This is a genomic window from Novosphingobium sp. P6W (assembly GCF_000876675.2).
Taxonomy (GTDB): Bacteria; Pseudomonadota; Alphaproteobacteria; order Sphingomonadales; family Sphingomonadaceae; genus Novosphingobium.
The window spans coordinates 2,448,902-2,471,567 of sequence record NZ_CP030352.1 but is presented as its reverse complement, the minus strand read 5'-3'; the positions used below and the strand labels follow the sequence as shown (position 1 = coordinate 2,471,567).

General features: G+C 65.3%; 22 protein-coding genes and 1 pseudogene. 17 read left to right on the top strand and 6 right to left on the bottom strand.

Translation table 11 applies throughout. The annotated features are described in order from the left end of the window. The first annotated feature begins 20 nt into the window (after positions 1-20). From TQ38_RS11910 to TQ38_RS11890, 5 genes are all read left to right on the top strand, one after another. The gene (locus TQ38_RS11910; protein ID WP_043980605.1) at positions 21-275 is read left to right on the top strand and encodes an accessory factor UbiK family protein; all 255 of its coding nucleotides are present in this window, start codon (positions 21-23) and stop codon (positions 273-275) included. A gap of 69 nt (positions 276-344) precedes the next feature. Further along, the gene (locus tag TQ38_RS11905; RefSeq protein WP_043980603.1) at positions 345-950 is read left to right on the top strand and encodes a DNA repair protein RecO; all 606 of its coding nucleotides are present in this window, start codon (positions 345-347) and stop codon (positions 948-950) included. A gap of 21 nt (positions 951-971) precedes the next feature. Next, entirely contained in the window at positions 972-2,015 is a 1,044-nt protein-coding gene (gene leuB, locus TQ38_RS11900) for a 3-isopropylmalate dehydrogenase (protein ID WP_043980601.1), read from the top strand. A gap of 113 nt (positions 2,016-2,128) precedes the next feature. Then, positions 2,129-3,313: a glycosyltransferase family 2 protein gene (locus tag TQ38_RS11895; RefSeq protein ID WP_043980599.1), complete on the top strand. Its 1,185-nt coding sequence runs from the start codon at positions 2,129-2,131 to the stop codon at positions 3,311-3,313. Then, the gene (locus TQ38_RS11890; protein ID WP_240197877.1) at positions 3,268-3,948 is read left to right on the top strand and encodes a DUF2238 domain-containing protein; all 681 of its coding nucleotides are present in this window, start codon (positions 3,268-3,270) and stop codon (positions 3,946-3,948) included. The genes TQ38_RS11895 and TQ38_RS11890 overlap by 46 nt, the downstream gene beginning before the upstream one ends. Positions 3,949-4,041: 93 nt before the next feature. On the opposite strand, the gene TQ38_RS11885 is transcribed toward TQ38_RS11890, so the two are convergent. After that, entirely contained in the window at positions 4,042-5,412 is a 1,371-nt protein-coding gene (locus TQ38_RS11885; RefSeq protein ID WP_370059771.1) for a phospholipid carrier-dependent glycosyltransferase, read from the bottom strand. Between the two features lie 41 nt (positions 5,413-5,453). Between TQ38_RS11885 and TQ38_RS11880 the strand changes: the two genes are divergently transcribed. The 3 genes from TQ38_RS11880 to TQ38_RS11870 all read left to right on the top strand — a co-directional run bounded on the left by TQ38_RS11880 (position 5,454) and on the right by TQ38_RS11870 (position 7,983). Then, positions 5,454-6,662 carry a PLP-dependent aspartate aminotransferase family protein gene (locus TQ38_RS11880; RefSeq protein WP_043980595.1) on the top strand — a complete coding sequence of 403 codons (1,209 nt, stop codon included), beginning with the start codon at positions 5,454-5,456 and terminating at the stop codon, positions 6,660-6,662. Positions 6,663-6,755: 93 nt separating this feature from the next. Continuing rightward, entirely contained in the window at positions 6,756-7,154 is a 399-nt protein-coding gene (gene apaG, locus TQ38_RS11875) for a Co2+/Mg2+ efflux protein ApaG (RefSeq protein WP_043980593.1), read from the top strand. A 55-nt stretch (positions 7,155-7,209) separates the two neighbouring features. After that, positions 7,210-7,983: a LysR family transcriptional regulator gene (locus tag TQ38_RS11870; protein WP_043980591.1), complete on the top strand. Its 774-nt coding sequence runs from the start codon at positions 7,210-7,212 to the stop codon at positions 7,981-7,983. Positions 7,984-8,098: 115 nt separating this feature from the next. On the opposite strand, the gene rlmN is transcribed toward TQ38_RS11870, so the two are convergent. Beyond that, complete coding sequence (gene rlmN, locus TQ38_RS11865) at positions 8,099-9,445, bottom strand: 23S rRNA (adenine(2503)-C(2))-methyltransferase RlmN (RefSeq protein ID WP_043980588.1); 1,347 nt, start codon at positions 9,443-9,445, stop codon at positions 8,099-8,101. Between the two features lie 284 nt (positions 9,446-9,729). Between rlmN and TQ38_RS11860 the strand changes: the two genes are divergently transcribed. Continuing rightward, positions 9,730-10,398 (top strand): outer membrane protein, encoded by a 669-nt coding sequence (locus TQ38_RS11860; protein ID WP_043980587.1) that lies wholly within the window; start codon positions 9,730-9,732, stop codon positions 10,396-10,398. Between the two features lie 84 nt (positions 10,399-10,482). Here TQ38_RS11860 and TQ38_RS11855 read toward each other — a convergent pair whose 3' ends face one another. Next, entirely contained in the window at positions 10,483-10,986 is a 504-nt protein-coding gene (locus TQ38_RS11855) for a hypothetical protein (RefSeq protein ID WP_240197876.1), read from the bottom strand. On the opposite strand from TQ38_RS11855, the pseudogene TQ38_RS31445 reads away from it, so the two are divergent. After that, a pseudogene (locus TQ38_RS31445) lies at positions 10,949-11,242 on the top strand (FAD-dependent oxidoreductase); the annotation flags it as partial. The gene TQ38_RS11855 and the pseudogene TQ38_RS31445 sit on opposite strands and share 38 nt — an antisense overlap. Continuing rightward, the gene (locus TQ38_RS30925) at positions 11,238-11,669 is read left to right on the top strand and encodes a hypothetical protein (RefSeq protein ID WP_370059770.1); all 432 of its coding nucleotides are present in this window, start codon (positions 11,238-11,240) and stop codon (positions 11,667-11,669) included. The pseudogene TQ38_RS31445 and the gene TQ38_RS30925, both read left to right, overlap by 5 nt. A gap of 62 nt (positions 11,670-11,731) precedes the next feature. Here the strand turns inward: TQ38_RS30925 and TQ38_RS11840 are convergent, their stop codons facing one another. Together TQ38_RS11840 and greB are read right to left on the bottom strand one after the other, a co-directional pair. Further along, positions 11,732-12,556, bottom strand: a complete 825-nt coding sequence (locus TQ38_RS11840; RefSeq protein WP_240197874.1) for a TSUP family transporter — start codon at positions 12,554-12,556, stop codon at positions 11,732-11,734. Between the two features lie 93 nt (positions 12,557-12,649). Next, positions 12,650-13,129, bottom strand: coding sequence for a transcription elongation factor GreB (greB, locus tag TQ38_RS11835; RefSeq protein WP_043980581.1), 480 nt, complete (start codon positions 13,127-13,129; stop codon positions 12,650-12,652). Positions 13,130-13,254: 125 nt separating this feature from the next. On the opposite strand from greB, the gene TQ38_RS11830 reads away from it, so the two are divergent. After that, positions 13,255-14,634 carry a glycoside hydrolase family 27 protein gene (locus tag TQ38_RS11830; RefSeq protein WP_082057991.1) on the top strand — a complete coding sequence of 460 codons (1,380 nt, stop codon included), beginning with the start codon at positions 13,255-13,257 and terminating at the stop codon, positions 14,632-14,634. Positions 14,635-14,641: 7 nt separating this feature from the next. Here the strand turns inward: TQ38_RS11830 and TQ38_RS11825 are convergent, their stop codons facing one another. After that, a complete protein-coding gene (locus TQ38_RS11825) occupies positions 14,642-16,636 on the bottom strand; it encodes a lytic transglycosylase domain-containing protein (RefSeq protein ID WP_043980579.1) in 1,995 nt (664 codons plus the stop codon). Positions 16,637-16,737: 101 nt separating this feature from the next. Between TQ38_RS11825 and dapA the strand changes: the two genes are divergently transcribed. The 5 genes from dapA (at position 16,738) to recA (ending at position 22,482) form a co-directional block, all read left to right on the top strand. Continuing rightward, positions 16,738-17,619, top strand: coding sequence for a 4-hydroxy-tetrahydrodipicolinate synthase (gene dapA, locus TQ38_RS11820; RefSeq protein ID WP_043980577.1), 882 nt, complete (start codon positions 16,738-16,740; stop codon positions 17,617-17,619). Positions 17,620-17,762: 143 nt separating this feature from the next. Then, the gene (gene smpB, locus TQ38_RS11815; protein ID WP_007678650.1) at positions 17,763-18,245 is read left to right on the top strand and encodes an SsrA-binding protein SmpB; all 483 of its coding nucleotides are present in this window, start codon (positions 17,763-17,765) and stop codon (positions 18,243-18,245) included. 1 nt (position 18,246) lies between these two features. Continuing rightward, entirely contained in the window at positions 18,247-18,846 is a 600-nt protein-coding gene (locus TQ38_RS11810) for a DUF2062 domain-containing protein (RefSeq protein ID WP_082057990.1), read from the top strand. After that, complete coding sequence (locus TQ38_RS11805; protein ID WP_043980576.1) at positions 18,843-21,275, top strand: ATP-binding protein; 2,433 nt, start codon at positions 18,843-18,845, stop codon at positions 21,273-21,275. Before TQ38_RS11810 ends, TQ38_RS11805 begins: the two co-directional genes overlap by 4 nt. Before the next feature lie 133 nt (positions 21,276-21,408). Beyond that, on the top strand, positions 21,409-22,482 hold the full coding sequence (gene recA, locus TQ38_RS11800) for a recombinase RecA (protein WP_043980575.1): 1,074 nt from the start codon (positions 21,409-21,411) through the stop codon (positions 22,480-22,482). The last annotated feature ends 184 nt before the right edge of the window (positions 22,483-22,666 follow it).

Sequence of the window (22,666 nt, the reverse complement as noted above, 5' to 3'; positions counted from 1 at the left end):
GCCCGTACCATTTAGGCGCCATGCAAAGCGAAAACCCCTTCGTCGCCGATTTCGTGAAGATGATGAGCAGCGCCGCCGGCACGCTCGCGGGCGTCGGCCGCGAAGCGCGCGACGGTGCGCGTGAGCGGTTCAAGGAACTGCTGGGCGACATGGACTTCGTCAGCCGCGAGGAATTCGACGCGGTCAAGGAACTGGCGGCCACTGCCCGCGCCGAGACGGAAACGCTCAAGGCCCGTATCGATGCGCTCGAAGCCAAGCTCGGCAGCAACTCCTGACCTGAACTGAGCCGTTTCACGCTGACTGGCCGCTTGCCCATCGCGGGCTAAGCGGCCACAGCAGCGGCGATGCATTTTCGCGCGCCCGCCATCGTCTGTGCCGCCTTGCCGCACGGCGAGAACGGCGTAATCGCGCGGCTCCTGACCGAGCAGCACGGCCTTGTCGCCGCCTATGTCGCAGGTGGCAGGGGGCGCCAGCTGCGCCCGGTGCTGATCCCTGGCAACAGGGTCGACGCTGAAATCCGCTCTAAATCGGAAAGCCAGCTTCCTTTCGCCCGCATCGAACTGGAACAAAGCCGCGCGCCCTGGCTGAGCGAGCCGCTGCCCGCCGCCGCGATCGGCTGGGTCACTGCGCTGAGCGCAACGGCGCTGCCCGACCGTCAGCCGTTTCCTGTGCTTTACGGGGCGCTGGAGGGGCTGCTGAAAGCGATCTGCGTCGCGCCGTCGGCACGCGGCTGGGCGCTGGCACTGGTGAGATACGAGGTGCTGCTGCTGCGCGAACTGGGCTACGGCACCCCGGTATCGCGCCCACCGGACGACGATTGGCCGGCACTTCTTGACACATTCGACCGCATGGCGCGCGAATTGGCCCGCTATCCGCTTGCTGATCGCCGCAGAGACGTTATGGCGGCGCGCGTCCAGCTGCGTGAGCGGCTGGGACGGATCGACACCTAGAAGCAGAGCGGAAAAACACCCATGCGCATCGCGGTTTTTGCTGGAGACGGAATCGGCCCCGAGGTTACCGAGCAGGCCCTGCGCGTGCTCGAAAAGCTCGAACTGCCGGGTCTCGAACTCGTCGAGGGCGACGTGGGCGGCGTGGCATACCGCAAGCACGGCCATCCGCTTCCCGCCGCAACGTTGGACATCGCGCGCTCTGCCGATGCGATCCTGTTCGGCGCCGTGGGCGATTTCACGCTCGACCATCTGGAGCGTGCGCTGCGCCCGGAGCAGGCGGTTCTGGGCCTGCGCAAGGAACTGGGCCTGTTTGCGAACCTGCGCCCCGCGCAAGTGTTCGCCGGTCTTGAGGACCTCAGCACGCTGCGTCCCGAAGTGTCGGGCAAGATCGATCTGCTGATCGTCCGGGAACTCACCGGCGACGTGTACTTCGGCGAGAAAGGCACCCGCACGCTGGAAGACGGCCGCCGTCAGGGCTGGGACATGATGTCCTATGCCGAGGACGAAGTGCGCCGCATTGCCCATGTCGGCTTCAAGGCCGCTCAGGGGCGTTCCGGCAAGCTGTGCTCGGTCGACAAGGCCAACGTGCTGGAGACCTCGCAGCTCTGGCGTGACGTGGTGATCGAGGTTTCGGCCGAATATCCCGACGTCGAACTGAGCCACATGTACGTCGACAACGCGGCGATGCAGCTGGTGAAGAACCCGGGCGCCTTCGACGTGATCGTCACCGGCAACCTGTTCGGCGACATTCTTTCCGACCAGGCCAGCATGTGCGTTGGGTCGATCGGCCTGCTGGCTTCGGCCAGCCTGGCGGAAGGCACTTACGGCCTTTACGAGCCGATCCACGGCTCCGCCCCGGACATCGCCGGCAAGGGCCTGGCCAATCCGATGGCGACGATTCTTTCGGCTGCGATGTTGCTGCGCCACTCCTTCGGTCTCGAAGAGCCGGCGGCGCGCATCGAGGCGGCGGTTGCGGCCGCGCTGGCGGCGGGCGTCAAGGGCGGCGATCTTGGCGGCAGTGCCGGCACGAAGGAAATCGGTGACGCGGTGCTCGCGCATCTCTAAAGAGGCCATCTTCGGAGTGGGCCGGTGCGGCAGAATGCGCCGTCTGCCCACTCTGGAACGGTTTCTAAAAGCGATAAGGGTTTCTTGACCTTGATTACCTACAACCGGGGCGCATGAACATTACGAGTTCCGAATTTACGCAGGCCGCAGACGCCGGCGAGCGCTATGTCAAGCCGCTCGAACTGGCCGTGGTCCTGCCGACCTATAACGAGCGCAAGAACGTTGCGACGATGATCGCGCGCCTTGAAAAGGCGCTTGCCGGCATCGCGTGGGAAGTGATCTTCGTCGATGACAACAGCCCCGATGGGACCTCCGACGAGGCCCGTCGTCTGTCGCTGATCGATCCGCGCGTGCGCTGCATCCAGCGCATCGGCCGGCGCGGCCTTGCCAGCGCCGCGATCGAGGGCATGTGCTCCACCTCCGCGCCGATCGTGGCCGTGATGGACGCCGACCACCAGCACGATCCGGCGCTGCTGCCGGGCATGCTGCGCGCAGTCGCCTCCGGCGAATTCGACATCGCCTATGCCTCGCGCTTCGCCGAAGGCGCCAGCACCGAGGCCTGGGGCCGTCCTGACCGCGTCAAGGCTTCGGGCCTGGCCAACCGGATCGCCAACAAGGTGACCGGGGTGGAACTGACCGATCCGATGAGCGGCTTCTTCATGCTGCGCACGCAGACCCTTCGCGCCGATGCCCACCGCCTTTCCGGCGTGGGTTTCAAGATCCTGCTCGATATTCTTGCGACGGTCGATACGCCGCTTCGGGTCAAGGAATTCCCCCTGAACTTCGCCGCCCGCGCGGAAGGCGAGAGCAAGCTGGACCAGACCGTAGTGTTCGAATTCCTCGTAGGTCTTTACGACAAGTGGCTGGGCCGCATCATCCCGACCCGTTTCGCGCTGTTCGGCACCGTGGGCGCGCTGGGCGTGCTGGTGCAGCTGGGCGCGCTGTGGATCATGCTCCACCTCGTGTTCGCCGAGCGCTTCGTTTACGGTAACTGGTCGGAAAGCACGACCTTCAACATCGCCAATACCCTGGCGGCGGTCGTGGCGATGAGCTTCAACTTCGTGCTCAACAACGAGCTGACCTATTCCGACAAGCGCCTGCGCGGTTTCGGTCCGGTGATGCGCGGCTGGGCGCAATTCGCAGTGACCTGCTCGCTGGGTCTGCTGACGAATATCGGCGCGGCGGCGGTGCTCAAGACTATCGGTGTCCATGACGTGCTGGCGGTCATTACCGGCATCGTGCTGGGTTCGGTGTGGAATTTCGCGCTGTCTTCCAAGTTCGTCTGGGGCAAGTACTGAGCCTGCGCGCTGCCGTGCCGCGCCCGCAGGTCGTCCTGCTGGCGCTGACGGCGGCGGGGGCGCTGCTCAGCCTCGTCGATACGCCTTACCCCGACCTTGCGCCGCTGCAGAACCTGCCGACGCTTGCCATCGTGGCGGGCATCGGCCTGTCGCTGCGGCGCTGGCCCATGCCGACCAGCGCGGTCCTGTGCGCCTGCCTGTTCCTGTGGCTGCATACGCTGGGTGGGCGCTACATCTATTCGTTCGTCCCTTACGAGGACTGGGCGCGTGCGCTTGGCCTGCCGTCTCCCGCGCGGGTGCTGGGCCTTTCACGAAATTCGTGGGACCGGTTGGTCCATCTCAGCTTCGGGCTGTGCTGGGTGCACCCCATTTCTGCATGGCTGACGCAGCACAAACGGCTCTCGGCTTCGCTCGCCATCTATATTGCCGTGGAGTTCGTGCTGGCTGGCAGCGCGGTTTACGAGATATTCGAATGGTTGCTCACGCTCTTCATGGCAGGGCCGGATGCGGCGGCTTACAACGGGCAGCAAGGTGATCCGTGGGACGCGCAGAAGGATATGGCGATGGCCGGATCAGGCGCGGTTCTGGCCGCAGTAACGCTGCGCCTGCGCGGACGGCGAATCGCATCCCAATAACGATCAGATCGCGTCTATCGGGCGATGAACTGCGCGGGCCCCTCGGTCAGAGTGGCCTCGATGGGTTCGAGGAACGGTGGCAATCGACCGCGCTTACCGCCAGCTCGGCAGCCACATCCAGAAATTGTAGGCGCTCTTGAACGGCAGCGGCCAGCCCGAGAGGATTGGGTAGAACAGCACGAACAGCGCCAGCGCCAGTACCATCACTCCGGTCGCGATTTTGGGCCAGCGCCCCCGCCGGTCCCACAGCGCATCCAGCGCCAGCGCCAGCACTGCCATCAGGAAGGCGCCTGGCAGCAGGTAGTGGTAATAGAACTGCACCGGCTTGCCGTTGACGATCCACATGCCCAGGCACGCGGCGTAGAGCACGACAATGGCCAGCACGTCCCACCGCCGGCGGAATGCCGCTGCCCACAGGCCCCAGCCCAGCGCGAACAGGCCAGCGATCATCGAGAGCGGGTTGCCGATCATGACGATGCCGCGCTGGGCGCCGTCAACGTTCTCGAACAGATACCAGATGCCTCGCCAGTCCGCGACCCACTGATACCAGTAGGTACGATAGGGATGGGGCTTCTTCACGCTGTCCTGCAGCCGGATCATCAGTTCGTGCTGCTCGATCACGCCCCACGGGGATACCGCATGATGGGGGTAGAACATCGCCGGAAGATAGGTCGCCCAGTAGACCGCGAGCGGGACCAGCCCCAGCCAGAGCGCTGCTTCGGTCAGCGTGATGCCCTTGATCGGCCCGGCGCCCCGGCGGCCGATGCGCAAGGGGCCGGTTTCGCGCAGGCGCAGGATGAGGAAGGCGAGGCCCGGCATCATCAGCGCCGGGGCCGCGCTCCACTTCGCGCCGAGGCACAGGCCCAGCGCCAGTCCGCTCGCGATCAAGTGCAGGCGGGCAGGTCCCGTATTGCGGGCGCGCAGGGCTGCGGCGAACTGCCACAGGCCGACCATGCACAGCCCCGCCGAGATCATGTCGAGCATGGCGATGCGGCTCTGGACGAACCACATGAAATTGGTGGCCAGCAGCGCAGTCGCGGCGATCGTCGCGCGGCGGCGCTGCGTAAGATGCCAGTTCAGCCGGGCAAACGCGAACAAGCCAAGGCCGCCGAACAGGGCAGGGCCCAGTCGCCATGCCAACGGCCGGTCGCCCAGCAGATGGATCAGGCCGGCGATCACTTCCTTGCCGAACAGCGGGTGTTCGCGGTTGGCCGGGATCAGGTCCAGCAGCTTGAGGGCCGCCGGCACATAGTGGATCTCGTCGAAGTAGTAGCGGGTCGGCGTGCCGATGCGCCACAGGACCAGCGCCTCGAACAGTGCAACAAGGAGGAGGCACCAGCCGAGCGGGTCGCGTCCTCGTGGGCTGGGAGTTTGTCGGGCGTTCAACGGCATCGGAGCGGCGGGATAAGGACGTTCGCAGGTTTGGGCAAGGGTGCCTCGCCCGGGGCTTTTCGCCTTGCGCATCCGCTTGCGCTTGCAGGCCCGCGCTTATAGAGGCTTTGGCCATGAAACGCACCACCGGACAGGACCGCACCCAGACCCGCAACTGGCGCCCCGCCACCCGCGCGATTCGCGGGGGCACCTGGCGTTCCGAGATGGGCGAGACTAGCGAGGCGCTCTTCCTCACCTCGGGCTATTCCTTTGACGATGCGGCCACCGTCGCCGCGCGTTTCATGGGCGAAGAGGAGGGCATGACCTACTCGCGCCTGCAGAACCCCACGGTGGCGATGCTGGAGGAGCGCATCGCGCTGCTCGAAGGCGCGGAAGCGTGCCGGACCCAGGCCTCCGGCATGGCGGCGATGACCGCCGCGCTGCTGTGCCAGCTTTCAGCGGGCGACCACATGGTCGCCGCGCGCGCAGCCTTTGGTTCGTGCCGCTGGCTGGGCGACCACCTGCTGCCGCGTTTCGGCGTGGAAGTTACGGTGGTCGACGCGGGCGACCTTGCTCAGTGGGAAGCGGCGATCCGCCCCAACACCAAGGTCTTCTTCTTCGAGACCCCGGCTAACCCCACGATGGACATCGCCGACCTTGCCGGTATCGCGGCGATTGCCAGGGCGCACGGGATCACCACCGTCGTCGATAACGCCTTCTGCTCGCCCGCGCTGCAGCGGCCGATGGAGTTCGGGATCGACGTCGTCGCCTATTCCGCGACCAAGCTGATGGACGGGCAGGGCCGTGTCCTTGCCGGCGCCGTCTGTGGCTCGGAAGAATTCATCAACGACAAGCTGCTGCCGTTCCAGCGCAACACCGGGCCGAACCTTTCGCCGTTCAACGCCTGGGTGGTGCTGAAGGGCCTCGAAACGCTCGACCTGCGGGCCAAGAAGCAGAGCGAGAACGCGCTGGCGCTGGGCAAGTTCATCGAAGGCCGCGTGCCCAAGATCCTGCACCCCTGGCTCGACAGCCACCCGCAGCAGGCGCTGGCGATGAAGCAGATGGACGCCTGCGGACCGATCTTCAGCTTCGTGCTGGACGGCGGTCGCGAGCAGGCCTGGGGGCTTCTCGACGGGCTGAAGCTGATCGACATCTCGAACAACATCGGCGATTCGCGTTCGCTGATGTGCCACCCGGCTTCGACCACGCACTTCAACATGGGCCCGGAAGGGCGCGAGGCGATGGGCATCGGCGAAGGCATGCTGCGCATCAACGTGGGCCTGGAAGACATTGACGACCTTATCGAGGACTTCGACCAGGCACTGACGAACGTGGGGCTGTAAGCTAGGCCCCCTCCCCAAGTTCGCTCGGGGAGGAACTACGCCTTCTTAACACGGTTGTAGCCTCAGGGAATCGTCGTTAGGCTGCCTCTTGTCATGAAGGAACTGTTCCAGCACGCCGCCATCACCGATGGCCTCACGGTACGAGTTGCCGTCAATTTCCTGCCCGAGCAATCGCGCATCGAGGCGGGCAAATGGTTCTGGGTCTACCATATCCGAATCGAGAACGAGACGGGTGAGACCCTCCAACTCGTCACCCGTCACTGGCGCATCACCGACGCCACCGGCAAAGTCGACGTGGTCGAGGGTGAGGGCGTCGTCGGCGAACAGCCGGTGCTGGCGACGGGCCGCAGCCACGATTACGTGTCGGGCTGCCCGCTCTCCACGCCGCAGGGCTCGATGGAGGGGCACTACACCTTTCGCCGCGAGGACGGGCGCGAGTTTAACGCGCTGATCCCCTACTTCCCGCTTGCCGCACCTGCCACTGCCGGCTGACGGCGCTGCTGTCAGGGCCATTGCCCCGCAGCGCGCCTGCGCATAGGGAAGCGCCATGAAGCGCACGCACCTGCCCCTCAACGCCCTGCGCGTATTTGACGCGGCCGCCCGGCACCTGTCGTTCACCCGAGCGGCGGACGAACTGGCAGTCACCCCCGCCGCTGTCGGCCAGCAGATTCGCGCGCTGGAAGACCTGATGGGCGTGGTGCTGTTTCGCCGCACCAGCAAAGGCCTAGAACTGACCGACGAAGCCGGCGCCGGCCTTGCCGCGCTGCGCACCGGGTTCTTGCATTTCGAGGACGCGGTTCAGGCGATGCAGGCGGGCCAGTCCAGCCATGTCTACACGATCGCCGCTCCGCGCGAATTCTTCGCCGCATGGCTTGCTCCGCGCCTGGCCGCCTTCCGCGCAGCCAACCCGCAGGTGCGCTACATCCTTGTCGACGGCGAGATGACCGATTTCACCGAGGCCAACCTCGATCTTGCGGTGCGCTGGACGGATGGTCCGGGTGAACTGGAAGGAATGATGCTGGGCAGCGCCGAATGGGTGGAAGTGGGCAGCGGCGACTGGATCGGCTGGCCCGGCGATCCCACACCGGATTTCGAGTCCGAGACCGAGGAAGCCAAGCCGCCGATCATGGTGGGCGATGCCGGCCAAGCAATCGCTGCCGCGCTTGCCGGCATGGGCCGCGCGCATGTGCCCGCCCTGTTGGCGGCGGAAACGGGTGCGCCTGCCGTGCCATGCCGGCGTGGCTACTGGCTGGTCGCGCCGCTGCCGCAGTGGCGGCAGAAGAAGGTGCGGGACCTCGTTGCGGCGCTGACGCAGGGCTGAGTCATGCTCCTTCGACAAGCTCAGGACGAGCGGGCGTCAGTGTAAGTCGCTTTTTCAGGTAGATCGTCTTGCCCGAACCCCGCTCAGGCTGAGCCTGTCGAAGCCCGGGCTAACCTCAGCCTGCTACGCCCTCAGCTTCCATCGCTGCTTCCTTTTCCGCGTGGATACGGTCCAGTTCGGCGCGGCTCTTCTTTTCCGCAGCGGTCTTGAGCTGGCCGCAGGCAGCATCGATATCGCGGCCGCGCGGGGTGCGGACCGGGGCGGAGATACCGCCCTGGAAGACGATGTCCGAGAACGACCGGATGCGCTCGGGCGTAGAGCACTCGTACTGGGCGCCGGGCCAGGGGTTGAACGGGATCAGGTTCACCTTGGCGGGCAGGTTGTACTTCTTGAGCAGGCGGACCAGTTCGCGCGCGTCGGCGTCCGAATCGTTCTTGTCCTTGAGCATCACGTATTCGAACGTGATGCGCCGCGCGTTCGAGGCGCGGGGATAATCGGCGCAGGCCTGGAGCAGATCCTCAAGGCCGTACTTCTTGTTGATGGGCACGATCTCGTCGCGCACTTCCTTGGTCACCGCGTGGAGCGAGACAGCAAGGTTGACGCCGATCTCTTCGCCGCAGCGCGCCATCTGCGGGATCACGCCCGAGGTGGAAAGCGTGATGCGGCGCTTGGACAGTGCCAGGCCTTCGCCGTCCATCACCAGCTTGAGCGCGTCGCGCACGTTGTCGAAATTATACAGCGGTTCGCCCATGCCCATCATCACGATGTTGGTGAGCAGGCGCCCGCTGGACGAATAGGAACCTTCGTCTTCATCGTCGTTAAGGTCGGCCGCAAAGTCACTGGGCGCGGCGGGGCGGGTGTCGCTGACGCCGTTGGGCCATTCGCCCAGTGCATCGCGCGCCAGCATAACCTGGCCGACGATTTCGCCCACCGTCAGGTTGCGCACCAGACGCATGGTGCCGGTATGGCAGAAACGGCAGTTGAGGGTGCAGCCCACCTGCGAGGAAACGCACAGGGTTCCCCGGTCCGCATCGGGGATGAAGACCATCTCGTAATCGTGCGCGTCATCGGTGCGCAGCAGCCACTTGCGGGTGCCGTCGCTGGAATGCTGGGCCTCGACGATTTCGGGGCGGCCGACGACGAAACGCTGCGCCAGCCAGGGGCGCATGGTCTTGGCGATGTCGGTCATCGCGTCGAATTCGGTGACGCCGCGGTGATAGAGCCAGTGATAGACCTGCTTGGCGCGCAGCTTCGCCGCCTTGGCGTCCAGCCCGGCAGCCTCGAACAGCTCGGCGATGCGCTTCTTGGGCAGGCCGAGGAGGTCGATGCGGCCATCTTCGCGCGGGGTCACACCGTCCACGATGCCGGGGCGGGGCACCGGCATGGGATCGATATGGCCCGGGATCGCCATGAGGCCGGCAGCGGCGGCTGCGCCGGCTGGGAGGTCGTTCGTGTCTGACATGATGGGCGAGCATATAGTGCATTCCGGGGCAAAACGGAAGACGGCCTCCTCGCGCAGGCATGGCGGGCCTGCGCGAACAAGCCGGGCCGCGATCCGGTTCCTTCGGTCCGGCCCACGAAACCTTCTGCACATCGATCCAGTGTTGCTTGAAAACATCAATGATTTCGTTGTGTTAGGTTCAGGAAACTCCGCCGCTTCGAGCGGCATTTCACCAGTCCAAGGCGGAGAAATCCGCCGGATGGAAAGGCGGAAAAACCGCCGCATGGAATAATCGGAGTACCTTTATGAAGAAGATCCTTGTCTGCCTTGCTGCCGGTTCCGCGATGGCTTCGCTGCCCGCGATGGCGCAGGAAACCGGCCCGGCGGAATCGTTCTCTGGCCCTCACGTCGAAGCCTTGATGGGATACGACGTGTCCAAGGCTGGCAGCAGCATCGACGACGACGTCAATGAAGACAACGACCAGTCGATCGACGGCTTCGCTTACGGCGTGGGTGCGGGTTATGACATGCGCTTCGGCAACGTGGTCGTCGGTCCCGAAGCGGAAGTGACCTGGTCCACCGCCAAGACCAAGTTCACGGACGGCGATTTCGAGGGCTTCGGCATCGGCAACGTCAAGACCAACCGCGATCTCTACGTTGGCGCGCGCCTCGGCTATGTGGTGAGCCCCAGGACGATGATCTACGCCAAGGGCGGCTATACCAACGCCAAGTTCGACGTGCGCAATGCCAGCGGCACCATCACCACCAACCGCGACATCGATGCGGACGGCTGGCGTATCGGCGCGGGCGTGGAGCAGGCGGTGACCAGCAACGTCTTCGCCAAGCTCGAATACCGCTACTCGAACTACGAGAAGGGCGAACTGGATTACCGGGGCGACTTCGCGGACGGCCAGCGCTTCGACCTGGACCTCGACCGTCACCAGGTGATGGCGGGCGTGGGCGTGCGTTTCTGAGCTGACACAGCTCGCGGCGAGGGAAGGGCGGGGCTGGGAGGCGCCGCCCTTCTTCGTTTAGGGTGCGTTCGGGGGCGACGGGTCCTAGCGCAGGCGCGCGCAGCCGATCAGCGCCGCATCCATCGCCGAGGCCGCGCCCGGCAGCGCCCAGGTATTGGCGAAAGGCCGCCCCTTGGCATCGCGCGCATTCACCGTCATCGACGGGGCCGAGCGCATGGCGGCGATGATGGCGGCATTGTCGGTATCGCTGCTGGGCCAGGCGTCGCCGCCGCCTGCCGTCAGCACGATGCGTTGACCGCCGATCCGCAAGGTCACCTGCTTGCCCTGCGCCAGCTTGCGCGAAAGGCGCAGGTGAACCTGGCTGCGCGCGCCGCGCCGGGGCCAGGTGCCGATTGCGGCATAGGGCTGATAGTCGCGGCTCATGGCGCTGGGATCGGCCATAGCGATGGCATAGCAGCGCGGGACGAGCGGATCGCGAAACGCGCCCCAGGTGCCGTAAAGGCCGAGGCTCTCGCGGGCGAGGGCGGGGCCGGCGGCGAGTGCCATCAGCATGGGCAACGCGAGCAGGCGTAAGGCGGATCGGCGCATGCCCATGCCTATAGAGGCGATCTTCCTGCGTTGGAAAGTGTTCGCCGCATTGCGTCGGATACGGCGGATTGGCTGTTGCGTTGCAGCATGGCCGGCCGCACAATTCGCGCCAGGGCTTTGCTGCCGCGTTATGCTGGAGTTGACCATGGCTTACGAGTTCATCGTGATCGGCAGCGGCCCTGCCGGTCGGCGGGCAGCGATCCAGGCGGCGAAGCTAGGCAAGTCCGTCCTCGTTATCGAAGGGCGCCAGCGTGTCGGCGGGGTATCGGTGCATACCGGCACGCCATGCTTTCGGCCTCCCTTTGCCGCCGGCGCCGGCATTCTTTCCTTATGGCATCTACGCGGTGCCCGAGATTTCGACCGTGGGCATGACCGAGCAGGAGGTCCGGCAACGGGGCATCAATTACGAAACCGGCATCGCCCGTTTCCGCGAGACCGGCCGAGGCCACATAATGGGCCTGCAGCAGGGGCTGATGAAGATGATCTTTTCGAACAAGACCCGCCGCCTGCTGGGCGTCCACATCATCGGCGAGGGCGCGACCGAATTGATTCACATCGGCCAGGCGGTGCTGAACCTCAAGGGCACTATCGACTACTTCATCGAGAACACCTTCAACTATCCGACGTTGGCAGAAGCCTACAAGATCGCTGCGCTCGACGCGTGGAACCGCATGGCGCGGTGAAAGGCTTTTTGGTTTGCCGCGTTTTTCCGAGTCATCAGGTTTCCACCTGATTAGAAAACGCTTTAGAACAAGCTCCACAGCGGGTTGGCCGGATCGGAGAGCAGCTTGATCGTCAGCGCGAACGACATGACTACCAGCAGGGGCCGCACGCCTTTCCCGCCAAAACGCATGGCCAGCCGCGCGCCGACCTGGTTCCCGGCGACATTGGCGGCGGCCATGCCAGCGCCCAGTAGCCATAGCACCTTGCCGCCCGCGATCATCGCCACAAGCCCGGCGATGTTGGTGGAAAGGTTCAGGAATTTGGTATTGGCGATGGCCCGCACGAGGCCGAGCCCGCCCAGCGCCACCAGCGCGGTAGTCATGAACGATCCGGTGCCAGGGCCGAAGAAACCGTCGTAGAAACCGATACCGGTGGTGATGAGAGTCAGCCCCCGGCGGCCGACGCGGGCATGGCGGTCCACTTCGCTCATCGGCGGGGCCAGCAGGAAGTACAGGCCCATCGCGATCAGCAGCACCGGCACGAAGGCGGCCAGAAAGGCCGGTTCTATGAACTGGACGGCGGTGCCTCCCGCCAGCGAGCCGAGGAAGGCGCCCAGCGCCGGGACCGCGAAAGCCTTCAGGTCGACATGGCCCGCACGGTGGAAGGTGAGGAACGCCGATGCGGTGCCGATCGTGCTTTGCAGCTTGTTCGTCGCCAGCGCCGAGACTGGCGGTATCCCGGCGGCCATGAGCGCCGGGATCGTCAGCAGTCCGCCGCCTCCGGCAAGCGCGTCCACGCCGCCTGAAAGGAAAGCGATGGCGATCAGAAAGGAGATGGCTTCGACGGTCAGTTCCATGCCGCCCGTTAAGCCGAGGCCGGCGCGAAAGGCAAAGTGAACTTGAAGCATTTTCCAATCAGGCGGGATCACCTGACGACTCGGAAAATGCGATAAACCAAAAGCCTGGAGCGGCTGGCCGACGCAGTCGGATCGGAAATCGGCTCAAGGGTAAGTGATCGCCATGATCTCCCATTCCTTCTCGCCGGAGGGCAGGCGCACGATGCGCAGGTCGCCTACCGCGGCGCCGCGCAGGGCGCGGGCAATGGGGGCGCTCCAGCCGATGCGGCCTGCCGAGGCGTCCTGTTCGTCATCGCCGACGATGGTGAGGATGAGGCGCTCGTCTTCTTCGTCGGCCAGTTCCACGGTGGCGCCGAAGAACACCTTGCCGCGTTCGCCCTGCGCCGAAGGGTCGACTACGCGCAGCGCCTTCATGCGGCGGGCGAGGTAGGACAGTTCGCGGTCGATCTCGCGCATGCGCTTGCGGCCGTAGAGATAGTCGCCGTTTTCCGAGCGGTCGCCGTTGCCTGCTGCCCATGAGACGATTTCGACGATTGCAGGGCGCTCCGTGCCGAGCAGATGGTCGTAGCGGGCGCGCAGGGAGGCCATGCCTGCGGGGCTGATCGGGGGACCGGTGAGGTTCATATCCGATGCTTAGATAGCCGCGCGGTGCCGGCCAAGACCTGCGCAGTGCACTCTCCCCGGTTGCATTGCATCCATTAGTCCGACAAATAAAGCCGGCCATCAAGGCGGAGAGAGGGAGCACTGCCATGGATATGTCGCGCCGGACGGCCATTCTCGCGGCCACGGTTTCGCTGGGAGGGCTTGGTTTCGAGGCAGGCGCAGCGCCCGCTTCCGCTCCGAGGCCCAGCGGTTCCGCGCTGCAACCGACGACCAAGCTGGCGCCGCGTCCGCCGATGGGGTGGAACAGCTGGAACAGTTTCGCAGGTACGATCACCGAGGCGCAGGCGCTCGAAACCGCCGCGATCATGCGCGATAAGCTGCTGCCCTCCGGCTACGATGTCTTCACGGTCGACATCCAGTGGTATGAGCCTGAGGCGAGCAGCTATACCTATAACGCCAACCCGGTTCCGGCGCTGGATGCCCACGGGCGGCTGGTGCCAGCGCCCAACCGCTTTCCCTCGGCAGCAAAGAGCAGGGGCTTTGCTCCGCTGGCGGCGAAGGTTCACGCGATGGGGCTGAAGTTCGGCATCCATGTAATGCGCGGCATCGCTCGTCATGCGGTGAAGCAGAACCTGCCGGTGCTGGGCACCCCTTACCGCGCGCAGGACATTGCCGACACGTCCAGCATCTGTTCGTGGAACCCGGACATGTACGGCGTCGACATGACAAAGCCGGGCGCGCAGGAATATTACGATGGTCTGTTCCGGCTCTACGCCTCGTGGGGCGTCGATTTCGTCAAGATGGACGACATGAGCCGTCCCTACGATTCCCATGCGCCCGAGATCGAGGCAGCGGCCAAGGCCATCGCCCGCTGCGGGCGGCCGATGATGCTCAGCCTGTCACCCGGCGAAACGCCGGTGCTGCGGGGCGAGCATGTTCGCCGCCATGCCCAGATGTGGCGCATTTCCGACGATTTCTGGGACGAATGGGCGCAGCTCGAAGCGCAGTTCACCCGGCTGGAAAACTGGACGCCCTATCGCGGCCCCGGTTCCTGGCCCGATGCCGACATGCTGCCGCTGGGCCGGCTGGCACTGGGCGAGCGCGACACTCGTTTCACGCCGGACGAACAGCGCACGCTGATGACGCTGTGGTCGATCGCCCGATCCCCGCTGATCATGGGCGGAGATCTGCGCCATCTCGATGATGCGACGCTGGCGCTGCTGACCAACCCGGAAGTGCTTGCGGTCAACCAGCGCAGCACCGGCAATACCCCGCATTTCCTCGAAGACGGCATCCGCGCCTGGTCGGCATGGAGTGAAGACGGCAAGGCCCGCTACCTTGCCCTGTTCAACACCGGCGACAAGCCCCGCGACGTCACCGTACCCTTGCGCACCGTAGGCATGGCGGGACCGGCAAAGCTGCGCGACTTGTGGCAGCGGCGCGCTCTGGCTCCGGTTCGCGATGCGGTGAGCATCCACCTTGCCGCCCATGCCGGAACCTTGTTCCGACTGGACGGCATGGGCTGAAGGCCGATCAGCCCGGCGCGCGCTTGCCGGGCATCAGGCGGCTCAGCTTGTTGGCTCCGGTATAGTCGGACTTGCCGGGATACATCGATTCGTAAACCACGGCGTTTTCCAGCACGCGCTGGACGTAGTTCTTGGTCTCATAGATGGGGATCTGCTCCATCCAGTCGATCCATTCGATGGTCCCGGTACGCGGGTCGCCGTTTGCACGCAGCCACTTGTTCACGTTGCCTGGCCCTGCGTTGTAGGCCGCGACGGCAAGCGGGGTAGCGCCGCCGTAGTAGTCCATCATCCGCGCGAAATAGCCGTCGCCCAGACGGATGTTGTAGACCGGATCGCTGACGAGCGCGGACTGATCGTAGGGCAGGCCCAGCTTGCCGGCCTGTTCGCGCGCGGTGCCCGGCATCAGCTGCATCAGACCGCTGGCGCCCGCATGGCTGAGGGCGTTCTGCGCGAACTGGCTTTCCTGCCGGGCCAGCGCATGGACCATTGTCCAGTTGGTGCCTGCGGGCGTGGGGAGGAGAGGGAAGGCGATCTGGCCGAATTCCTCATAACCATCGGCATGGGCGCTCTGCCCCATGATCACCGCAAGGTCGCGGCGGCCGATCTGCTGCGCAAGTTCGGCGACAAGGACGTGGTCCTCCGCGTTTTGCGCCTGGTCGGAAATTTCCCGGTAGAACTGCACGCCCGTGCGCCAATCTCCATCGCGGGCGACATCGCGCACGGCCAGAGTGATCGGTAGCGACTGGAACGAGACGCGCTGGGCCTGGCTGGGCACAGCGGTGGAGCGGGTGTCGAGGTTGGGGATCGGCCGGCGCAGGCGTTCGAGCGAGAGCTGGCCGTAGAAGTACTGCGGATACTGCGCAGCCATTTCGAAGTAGCGGTTGGCGCCCCCCATGTCGCCGCCCTGCGCCAGCGCGCGGCCTGCCCAGTAGAAACCCTTGGAGCGGGTGCCGGGCGTTTGCGCGGCGGCGCCGTAGCGGTAGAACAGCGGCGCGGCGCGGCGCGTATCGCCCAGCGACCAGAGCGCCTTGGTGCCGCCCAGCCACATCAGCGTCGTATAATCGTCCCTCACGCGGAAGGAGAGGCGGCTGATGTCGGTGCCGGGGGCAAAGCCGTCATCGATGGAGGAGGCGATCCTCACCGCGCTGCTGGCATCCGCACCGCGCGCGGCGGTCAGCAGCTCCTTCACCCACAGTTCCTGTTCGGGCACCGGGCGGGCCAATGGCGGGCGGTTGGCGAGTAGAGCGATAGCGCCCTGCAGGTTACCGGCCCGGCGCGCCTGCACAGCGCGGTTGTAGACATAGCCCGGATCGGACGAAATCTGCGCGGGCAGGGTCACGCCCATGGTGCCCGGCGTCATGCCCTGCAGCAGCGAGAGCCGCTCCATGAACTCGGCGCGGCGGGCGGGGGATACAAACGAGATCTGCCGCTCGGCCTGGGCCGTTTCTCCCTGCCACAGCAGCGCGTCCATGCGTGCATCGTGGTCCGCGCTGGTCAGCCGGCTCTGATAGAGCGAGTATAGCGCGGTTTCGTCCTGCGGGGTCAGCGCGCCCTTGCGCCAGGCGGCGACGGCATTGGTGGCCGCATCGGCGCGGCGCATCGTCGATAGCGCCGCAGCGTAGCGTCCTGCGGCCCGGCTGCCCAGCGGCTCGAAGCGATCGAAGAAAGCGATGACCGATCCGGCATCGGGCGATTCGGTAAGAAGGGCTTTTTCCGCGAATCCGCGTAGCTTGTCCTGCTGGGGATAGCCGGGATAGCGCAGCAGGAAGCTGGTGTAGGCGGCAAACCCCATCCGGTCGTTGGCGGAAAGCAGCTTCCAGCGGTCGATCGACTGATGGACCGCCATATCGTGCGATTGCATCGACTGCGCGCGCGCCGCATCCCATTCACGCCCGTCGGAAGACTGGGCCTGAGCGAGGGAGGGCGCGGCGAAAGCGAATGCCGCAAAAATGGCTGGGGAAATGCTCAGCAGCAGGTGAGGGGTGCGCAACATGCTGGACATTTTGGAAAGAGGCTCCTTATCAGGCGCTGAACGTGAAGTCCGGGCAGCGGGGGTGGTTCCCCGTCAGGGCCGATCATTGAACACCACCAGAGGTAAAGTCCATGTTCTCCGGTTCCATTCCCGCGCTTGTCACACCGTTTCGCGACGGAGCGTTCGATGAACAGGCTTTTCGCCGCCTCGTCGACTGGCAGATCGAGTCGGGTTCGTCCGCTCTGGTGCCCTGCGGCACCACCGGCGAAAATTCGACGCTTTCCAACGCCGAACACCACCGCGTGATCGAAGTCTGCATCGAGCAGGCGGCGGGCCGGGTGCCGGTCATCGCCGGTTGCGGCAGCAACGATACGACCAACGCGCTGCTGCACATGACGTTCTCGAAGAAGTGCGGCGCCGCCGCCGCGCTGCTGGTGGCGCCATATTACAACCGCCCGAGCCAGGAGGGCCTGCTCGCCCACTTCGGCTATCTGGCCGAGAACATCGACCTGCCGATCGTGCTCTACAACGTGCCCGGCCGCACCGTGACCGATCTGCTGCCCGAAACCGTGTGCGAACTGGCCCGTCGTCACCCCGGCCGCTTCATTGGCATCAAGGATGCCAGCGGCGATCTTTCCCGCGTGACCGACCACCGCATGGGCATCGGCAAGGACTTCGTGCAGCTTTGCGGCGACGATGAACTGGCGCTGCCGTTCAACGCAGCCGGCGGCGTGGGCTGCATTTCGGTGACCGCCAACGTCGCGCCGAAGCTCTGCGCCGAGTTCCAGGCCGCCTGCGCCGCCAACGACCTAGAGGAAGCGCGCCGCCTCAACGATCTGCTTTACCCGCTGCACTACGCGATGTTCGAGGACAGCTCGCCCGGGCCGTGCAAGTACGCCCTGGCGCAGGTCCACGACTGGATCGAGAACGAACTGCGCCTGCCGCTCGTCCCCTGCGGCGACAAGGCCCGTCAGGCGGTGGACGAAGCGCTGGTTCACGCCGGCCTGCTGTAAGTTCACCGGGTCTGCGCGGCGCGGATAATGGCCTTTATCCGCGCCGCGATTGAACCGTCTGCCGGTTTTGTGCGATTTCCCGTCCGAAAGCGGCGCGATGGGACGTTTTCTTTTGCCGCGCACGTCCCTACATGCAAGCGATCATGGCACGCCCCCAAAACTCTCTTTTCGACAAAGCCAAGACCGTTGCGGAAAACCGCAAGGCTCGTTTCGATTACTTCATCGAGGACAAGTTCGAGGCGGGAATCGCGCTTACCGGCACCGAGGTGAAATCGCTCCGTTTCGGTGAAGGGTCGATCGTCGAATCCTTCGCGGAGATTCGCGGGGGCGAATGCTGGCTGGTCAACGCCAACGTGCCTGAATTCAGCCACGGCAACCGCTTCAACCACGTCCCCAAGCGCCCCCGCAAACTGCTGCTGCATGAGCGCGAGATTTCGCGCCTCCAGGGTGCCGTGGAGCGCAAGGGCATGACCCTGGTTCCGCTGTCGATCTATTTCAACAGCCGGGGCCGCGCCAAGGTCGAACTGGCGCTCGCCAAGGGCAAGAACGCGGCCGACAAGCGCACGACCATCAAGGACCGTGAATGGAAGCGCGATCAGGCCCGAATCATGCGCGATCACGGATGACATGAGCAGGATGCTTTCCCGCATGGGGGCGTGGCTCCACCGGCAGATGCCGACGCACGAACAGCTTGAGGGCAACCGCTTTACCGCGCCTCTTGCACGGCGTCAGGAACTGTTCCGCTTCACCCGCCGCTCGGTTCCGCGCGGGGTTGCTGTGGGCCTTCTGGTTGGCATCTTCGCGCTGATCCCCGGCGTCCAGATCGTCGGCGCCGCCATGATGTGCGTGCCGTGCCGTGGCAACATTCCGCTGGCTGCGGCAATGACTTTCCTGTCCAATCCTGCGACGACCCCGTTCATCCTCGCCGCCTCGATCTGGCTGGGCAACCATCTGGGGTATCACGCCGACCTGTCGACCTTTTACGCCCTTTACGAAAGCGGCGCAGGCGTAGGCGCATGGGGCAGCTGGCTGCTGTCCGACGCTGCACCGGCGCTGCTGGTGGGCCTCTTCGTGATCTCCACCGTGTGCGCGGCGCTGGGCTATGTCCTGTCGATGTGGTTCTGGCGCTGGTGGATTGGCCGCAAACATCATGCCCGCCGCCTGCGTCCGGTCAGGGCCGATAGTGCGGCCGTTCCCGTTCCCACCAAGTCGGAAAACGCTGCATGAAGGTGAGCGCCGATCGCGCCGCCGATCGAGCAGGTCCCGCTCCTGATCTTTTGGTCGTTGCCGTCGCCCTTATGCTGAGCGCCGGGCTGGTCTGGCTGGTCTCGGGCGATAGCCTGCTGATGGCGGTGTTCGTAGCGGCGATGGCCGGGCTGGGGGCGCTCGCATGGGCGCTTTCGCGTCGCCGCGGGCCGGTTGCCGATGCCGATTTCGCGCAGCCTGACTGGTCCGTCACCGTGGCTGCCATCGAGCGGCCCGATATGGCGATCGCTGTCACCGACCGCGCGGGCCGACTGACCTGCGGCAATCCCTGTTTCGAGGCGTGGTTCGGCGCGGGCAGCGCGCCGCCGCGCCTGCCGGTCACCCATGCCTCGCTCGAACGCCTCGCCGATGCCACCCGCCGCGCCTGGCGCGACGGCCACGGCACCGCCGATATCGCCGACGAAGAGGGCGGGCACTGGCGCGCCGATGTGCGCCGAGCCGGGCGCGGCGACGATTTTCTGGTATGGCGCATCTCGACTGAAAGCGCGGCAGACCCCGTGGCCGAACTCGTCGGCCAGCTCGACGGCAAACTTGGACGCGGCCTCGCCAAGGCCGGCATCGGCGCAGCGCTGGTCGATCCCGACGGGACGATTCGCGCCGCCAGCACGGGCTTTGCCCTGCGCGCTGTCGGCGATGCCAAGACCGACGTCACCGGCACCGATTTCGTTTCGTTGCTCAGCCAGGAGGAAGGCGAGCGCATCGGCTGGGCCCGTGACAGCGGACGCGGCGGGGCGCTGGTCCTCTACCACGTCCCCGTTGCCGACCCCGACAGTGCGAACGAGCCTGATCCCAATACCACGCCCTCGCTGATGCTGGTCATCGAAGCGGGGCAGGGTATTGGCGCCAGCGCCGGGGGCACGGGCGCTGCGCCACACCTCGAAGCGCTGCTCAGCCAGTTGCCACTCGGCCTCGCGATGGCCGACCGGGACGGCCGCCTGCTTTTCGCCAACCCCGCCTTCATGCGCGCGGCTGGCCACGAAGGCCACGAGCCGCCCACCTACCCCACCGACCTAGTCGTGAAGGACGACAAGCGAGCGCTGTCGGAAGCCATCCGCCGCTTTGCGCAAGGGCCTGCCGCTGCGGGCGACCTCGCCATCCGTCTGGTGGCGCAGCCCGAGGACCCGGTGTCGCTCAGTCTTGCAGGCGTGCGCGGGCTGGGGGAGGCTGCGGTCCTGCTCGGCCTGACCGATACTTCCGAGGAAATCCGCCTCAAGCGCCAGGTCGCGCAGGCCACCAAGATGCAGGCGGTCGGCCAGCTTGCGGGCGGCGTTGCGCACGATTTCAACAATGTGCTCACCGCCATTCTGGGCACCTGCGACCTCATGCTGATGCGCCATACTCCCGGCGATTCGGACTATGACGACATCCAGCAGATCCGCGCGAACTCCAACCGCGCCGCCTCGTTGACCCGCCAGTTGCTCGCCTTCTCGCGCCAGCAGACGCTGCGCCCGGAAACCCTGCAATTGCCTGATATCGTCGCCGACGTTTCGCAGATGCTGCGCCGCCTCATCGGCGAGAAGATCCAGCTCGTCGCCACCCACGATCGCGATCTCGGCCCGGTACGCGCCGACCCGACACAGATCGAGCAGGTCATCGTCAACCTCGTCGTCAATGCGCGCGACGCCATGCAATCGCGCGGCGATGCTTCGGGCCGCCTTGTCCTCGCCACCCGCAAAGTCACCACGACCGACGTGCGCGCGATGCGCAGCGAGATCATCCCGGCAGGCGAATATACCGCGCTCATCGTCGAGGATTCGGGCGGCGGCATCCCGCCTGAAATCCTTGGCAAGATCTTCGAGCCGTTCTTCACCACCAAGGAGCAAGGCAAAGGCACTGGCCTCGGCCTCTCCACCGTCTACGGCATCGTCAAGCAGTCCGGCGGCTTCATCTTCGCGGAAAGCGAAGTGGGCAAGGGAACGCGCTTCACAGTCTACCTTCCGGTCCACCACGTTGCCCCCGGCAGCACCCCCGAGATCGCCCAGGCCAAGCCCGTAGCCCCGCCGACCCAGTGGGCGGGCGGTGGCTCGATCCTGCTGGTCGAGGACGAGGACCCGGTCCGCATCGTCGCCGAACGCGCGCTCACCCGCCAGGGCTATCAGGTCACCTGCGCGCGCGACGGCGAGGAGGGGCTGGAACTAGTGCAGGAAGGCGGCAAGTTCGACATCGTCGTCTCCGACGTCGTCATGCCAACGATGGACGGCCCGGCCATGGCGCGCGAGATTCGCCGCTTTGCTCCGAACCTGCCGGTTCTGTTCATGTCCGGTTATGCAGAGGAGCAACTGCGCAAGCAGATCGGCATCCCCAACGCCTGGTTCATGCCCAAGCCGTTCTCGGTGCAGCAACTGTCAGAAAAAGTCGGGGAAGTTCTGGCGCATATGGCCCAGAGCTGATTCGCACGGCAGGGAGCCGTTAAAAAACGGAAATCCGCCGAAGTTCTCCTCTTGTTCTATGAGAACAAAGAGAATACACACCCCTTCGTGACGTTGACCTTTCCGGTCAGCCCGGTAGCAAAGGGGAAGAGACATGGCTGCTCAGCTCAAGCTGATCCAGGAAGGCAAGGAAAAGGACGCAATGGACCGTCAAAAGGCCCTAGAGGCAGCGCTTGCCCAGATCGACAAAGCGTTCGGCAAGGGCTCGGCTATGAAGCTGGGCTCGAAGGAGACGATGCAGGTCGAAGCGATCTCCACCGGTTCGCTCGGCCTCGATATCGCGCTTGGCGTCGGCGGCTTGCCGCGCGGCCGCGTGATCGAGATTTATGGCCCGGAAAGCTCGGGCAAAACCACCTTGGCGCTGCACGTCATCGCCGAGGCGCAGAAGACCGGCGGCACCGCCGCGTTCATCGACGCCGAGCACGCGCTCGACCCGGTTTATGCCAAGAAGCTGGGCGTCAACATCGACGAACTGATCGTTTCGCAGCCCGACACGGGTGAGCAGGCGCTCGAAATCGTCGATACCCTGGTGCGTTCGAACGCGATCGACGTTCTGGTGGTCGACTCGGTGGCTGCGCTGGTTCCCCGCGCTGAAATCGAAGGTGAGATGGGCGACAGCCACGTCGGTCTTCAGGCCCGCCTGATGAGCCAGTCGCTGCGCAAGCTCACCGGCTCGATCAGCCGTTCGCGCTGCATGGTGATCTTCATCAACCAACTGCGCATGAAGATCGGCGTCATGTACGGCAACCCGGAGACGACGACGGGCGGCAACGCCTTGAAGTTCTACGCCTCGGTCCGTCTCGACATCCGCCGCACCGGCGCGATCAAGGACAAGGATGAGGTCGTCGGCAACGCAACCCGCGTGAAGGTGGTGAAGAACAAGGTAGCACCGCCGTTCAAGCAGGTTGAATTCGACATCATGTACGGTGAAGGCGTCTCCAAGATCGGCGAAATTCTCGATCTCGGCGTCAAGGCTGGCATCGTCGAGAAGTCGGGCGCGTGGTTCAGCTACGATTCGATCCGCATTGGTCAGGGCCGTGAAAACTCCAAGGCCTACCTGAAGGCGAACCCCGAGGTTGCAGACCGCCTCGAAAAGGCGATCCGCACCAAAACCGAAGGCCTCGCCGAAGAGATGATGGTTGGTCCGTCGGAAGGCGACGACGACTAAAAAACCACTCCCTCTCCGAGCGTGCTCGGGGAGGGGACCATCTGCGGGATGCTGGATAGCCGCGGGTGGTTTACGCAATTCGCTGTAGACCGCCCATACCTCGCCGCACCTGGCGAACGGTCGCTTCAGTGGGCTGTCTTCGCCACAGCGAAGCGGAATTCGACCGTCTTATCGTGATTCCCGA

Coding starts and splice junctions, on each gene's coding strand:
- TQ38_RS11805 (WP_043980576.1), top strand. CDS start 18,843: ATGAAGGTGAGCGCCGATCGCGCCGCCGATCGAGCAGGTCCCGCTCCT.
- dapA (WP_043980577.1), top strand. CDS start 16,738: ATGTTCTCCGGTTCCATTCCCGCGCTTGTCACACCGTTTCGCGACGGA.
- TQ38_RS11895 (WP_043980599.1), top strand. CDS start 2,129: ATGAACATTACGAGTTCCGAATTTACGCAGGCCGCAGACGCCGGCGAG.
- TQ38_RS11910 (WP_043980605.1), top strand. CDS start 21: ATGCAAAGCGAAAACCCCTTCGTCGCCGATTTCGTGAAGATGATGAGC.
- recA (WP_043980575.1), top strand. CDS start 21,409: ATGGCTGCTCAGCTCAAGCTGATCCAGGAAGGCAAGGAAAAGGACGCA.
- TQ38_RS11825 (WP_043980579.1), bottom strand. CDS start 16,636: ATGTCCAGCATGTTGCGCACCCCTCACCTGCTGCTGAGCATTTCCCCA.
- TQ38_RS11840 (WP_240197874.1), bottom strand. CDS start 12,556: ATGCTTCAAGTTCACTTTGCCTTTCGCGCCGGCCTCGGCTTAACGGGC.
- TQ38_RS11830 (WP_082057991.1), top strand. CDS start 13,255: ATGGATATGTCGCGCCGGACGGCCATTCTCGCGGCCACGGTTTCGCTG.
- TQ38_RS11880 (WP_043980595.1), top strand. CDS start 5,454: ATGAAACGCACCACCGGACAGGACCGCACCCAGACCCGCAACTGGCGC.
- TQ38_RS11810 (WP_082057990.1), top strand. CDS start 18,247: ATGAGCAGGATGCTTTCCCGCATGGGGGCGTGGCTCCACCGGCAGATG.
- TQ38_RS11860 (WP_043980587.1), top strand. CDS start 9,730: ATGAAGAAGATCCTTGTCTGCCTTGCTGCCGGTTCCGCGATGGCTTCG.
- TQ38_RS11905 (WP_043980603.1), top strand. CDS start 345: ATGCATTTTCGCGCGCCCGCCATCGTCTGTGCCGCCTTGCCGCACGGC.
- smpB (WP_007678650.1), top strand. CDS start 17,763: ATGGCACGCCCCCAAAACTCTCTTTTCGACAAAGCCAAGACCGTTGCG.
- greB (WP_043980581.1), bottom strand. CDS start 13,129: ATGAACCTCACCGGTCCCCCGATCAGCCCCGCAGGCATGGCCTCCCTG.
- rlmN (WP_043980588.1), bottom strand. CDS start 9,445: ATGTCAGACACGAACGACCTCCCAGCCGGCGCAGCCGCCGCTGCCGGC.
- leuB (WP_043980601.1), top strand. CDS start 972: ATGCGCATCGCGGTTTTTGCTGGAGACGGAATCGGCCCCGAGGTTACC.
- apaG (WP_043980593.1), top strand. CDS start 6,756: ATGAAGGAACTGTTCCAGCACGCCGCCATCACCGATGGCCTCACGGTA.
- TQ38_RS11855 (WP_240197876.1), bottom strand. CDS start 10,986: ATGCGCCGATCCGCCTTACGCCTGCTCGCGTTGCCCATGCTGATGGCA.
- TQ38_RS11870 (WP_043980591.1), top strand. CDS start 7,210: ATGAAGCGCACGCACCTGCCCCTCAACGCCCTGCGCGTATTTGACGCG.
- TQ38_RS11885 (WP_370059771.1), bottom strand. CDS start 5,412: ATGCGCAAGGCGAAAAGCCCCGGGCGAGGCACCCTTGCCCAAACCTGC.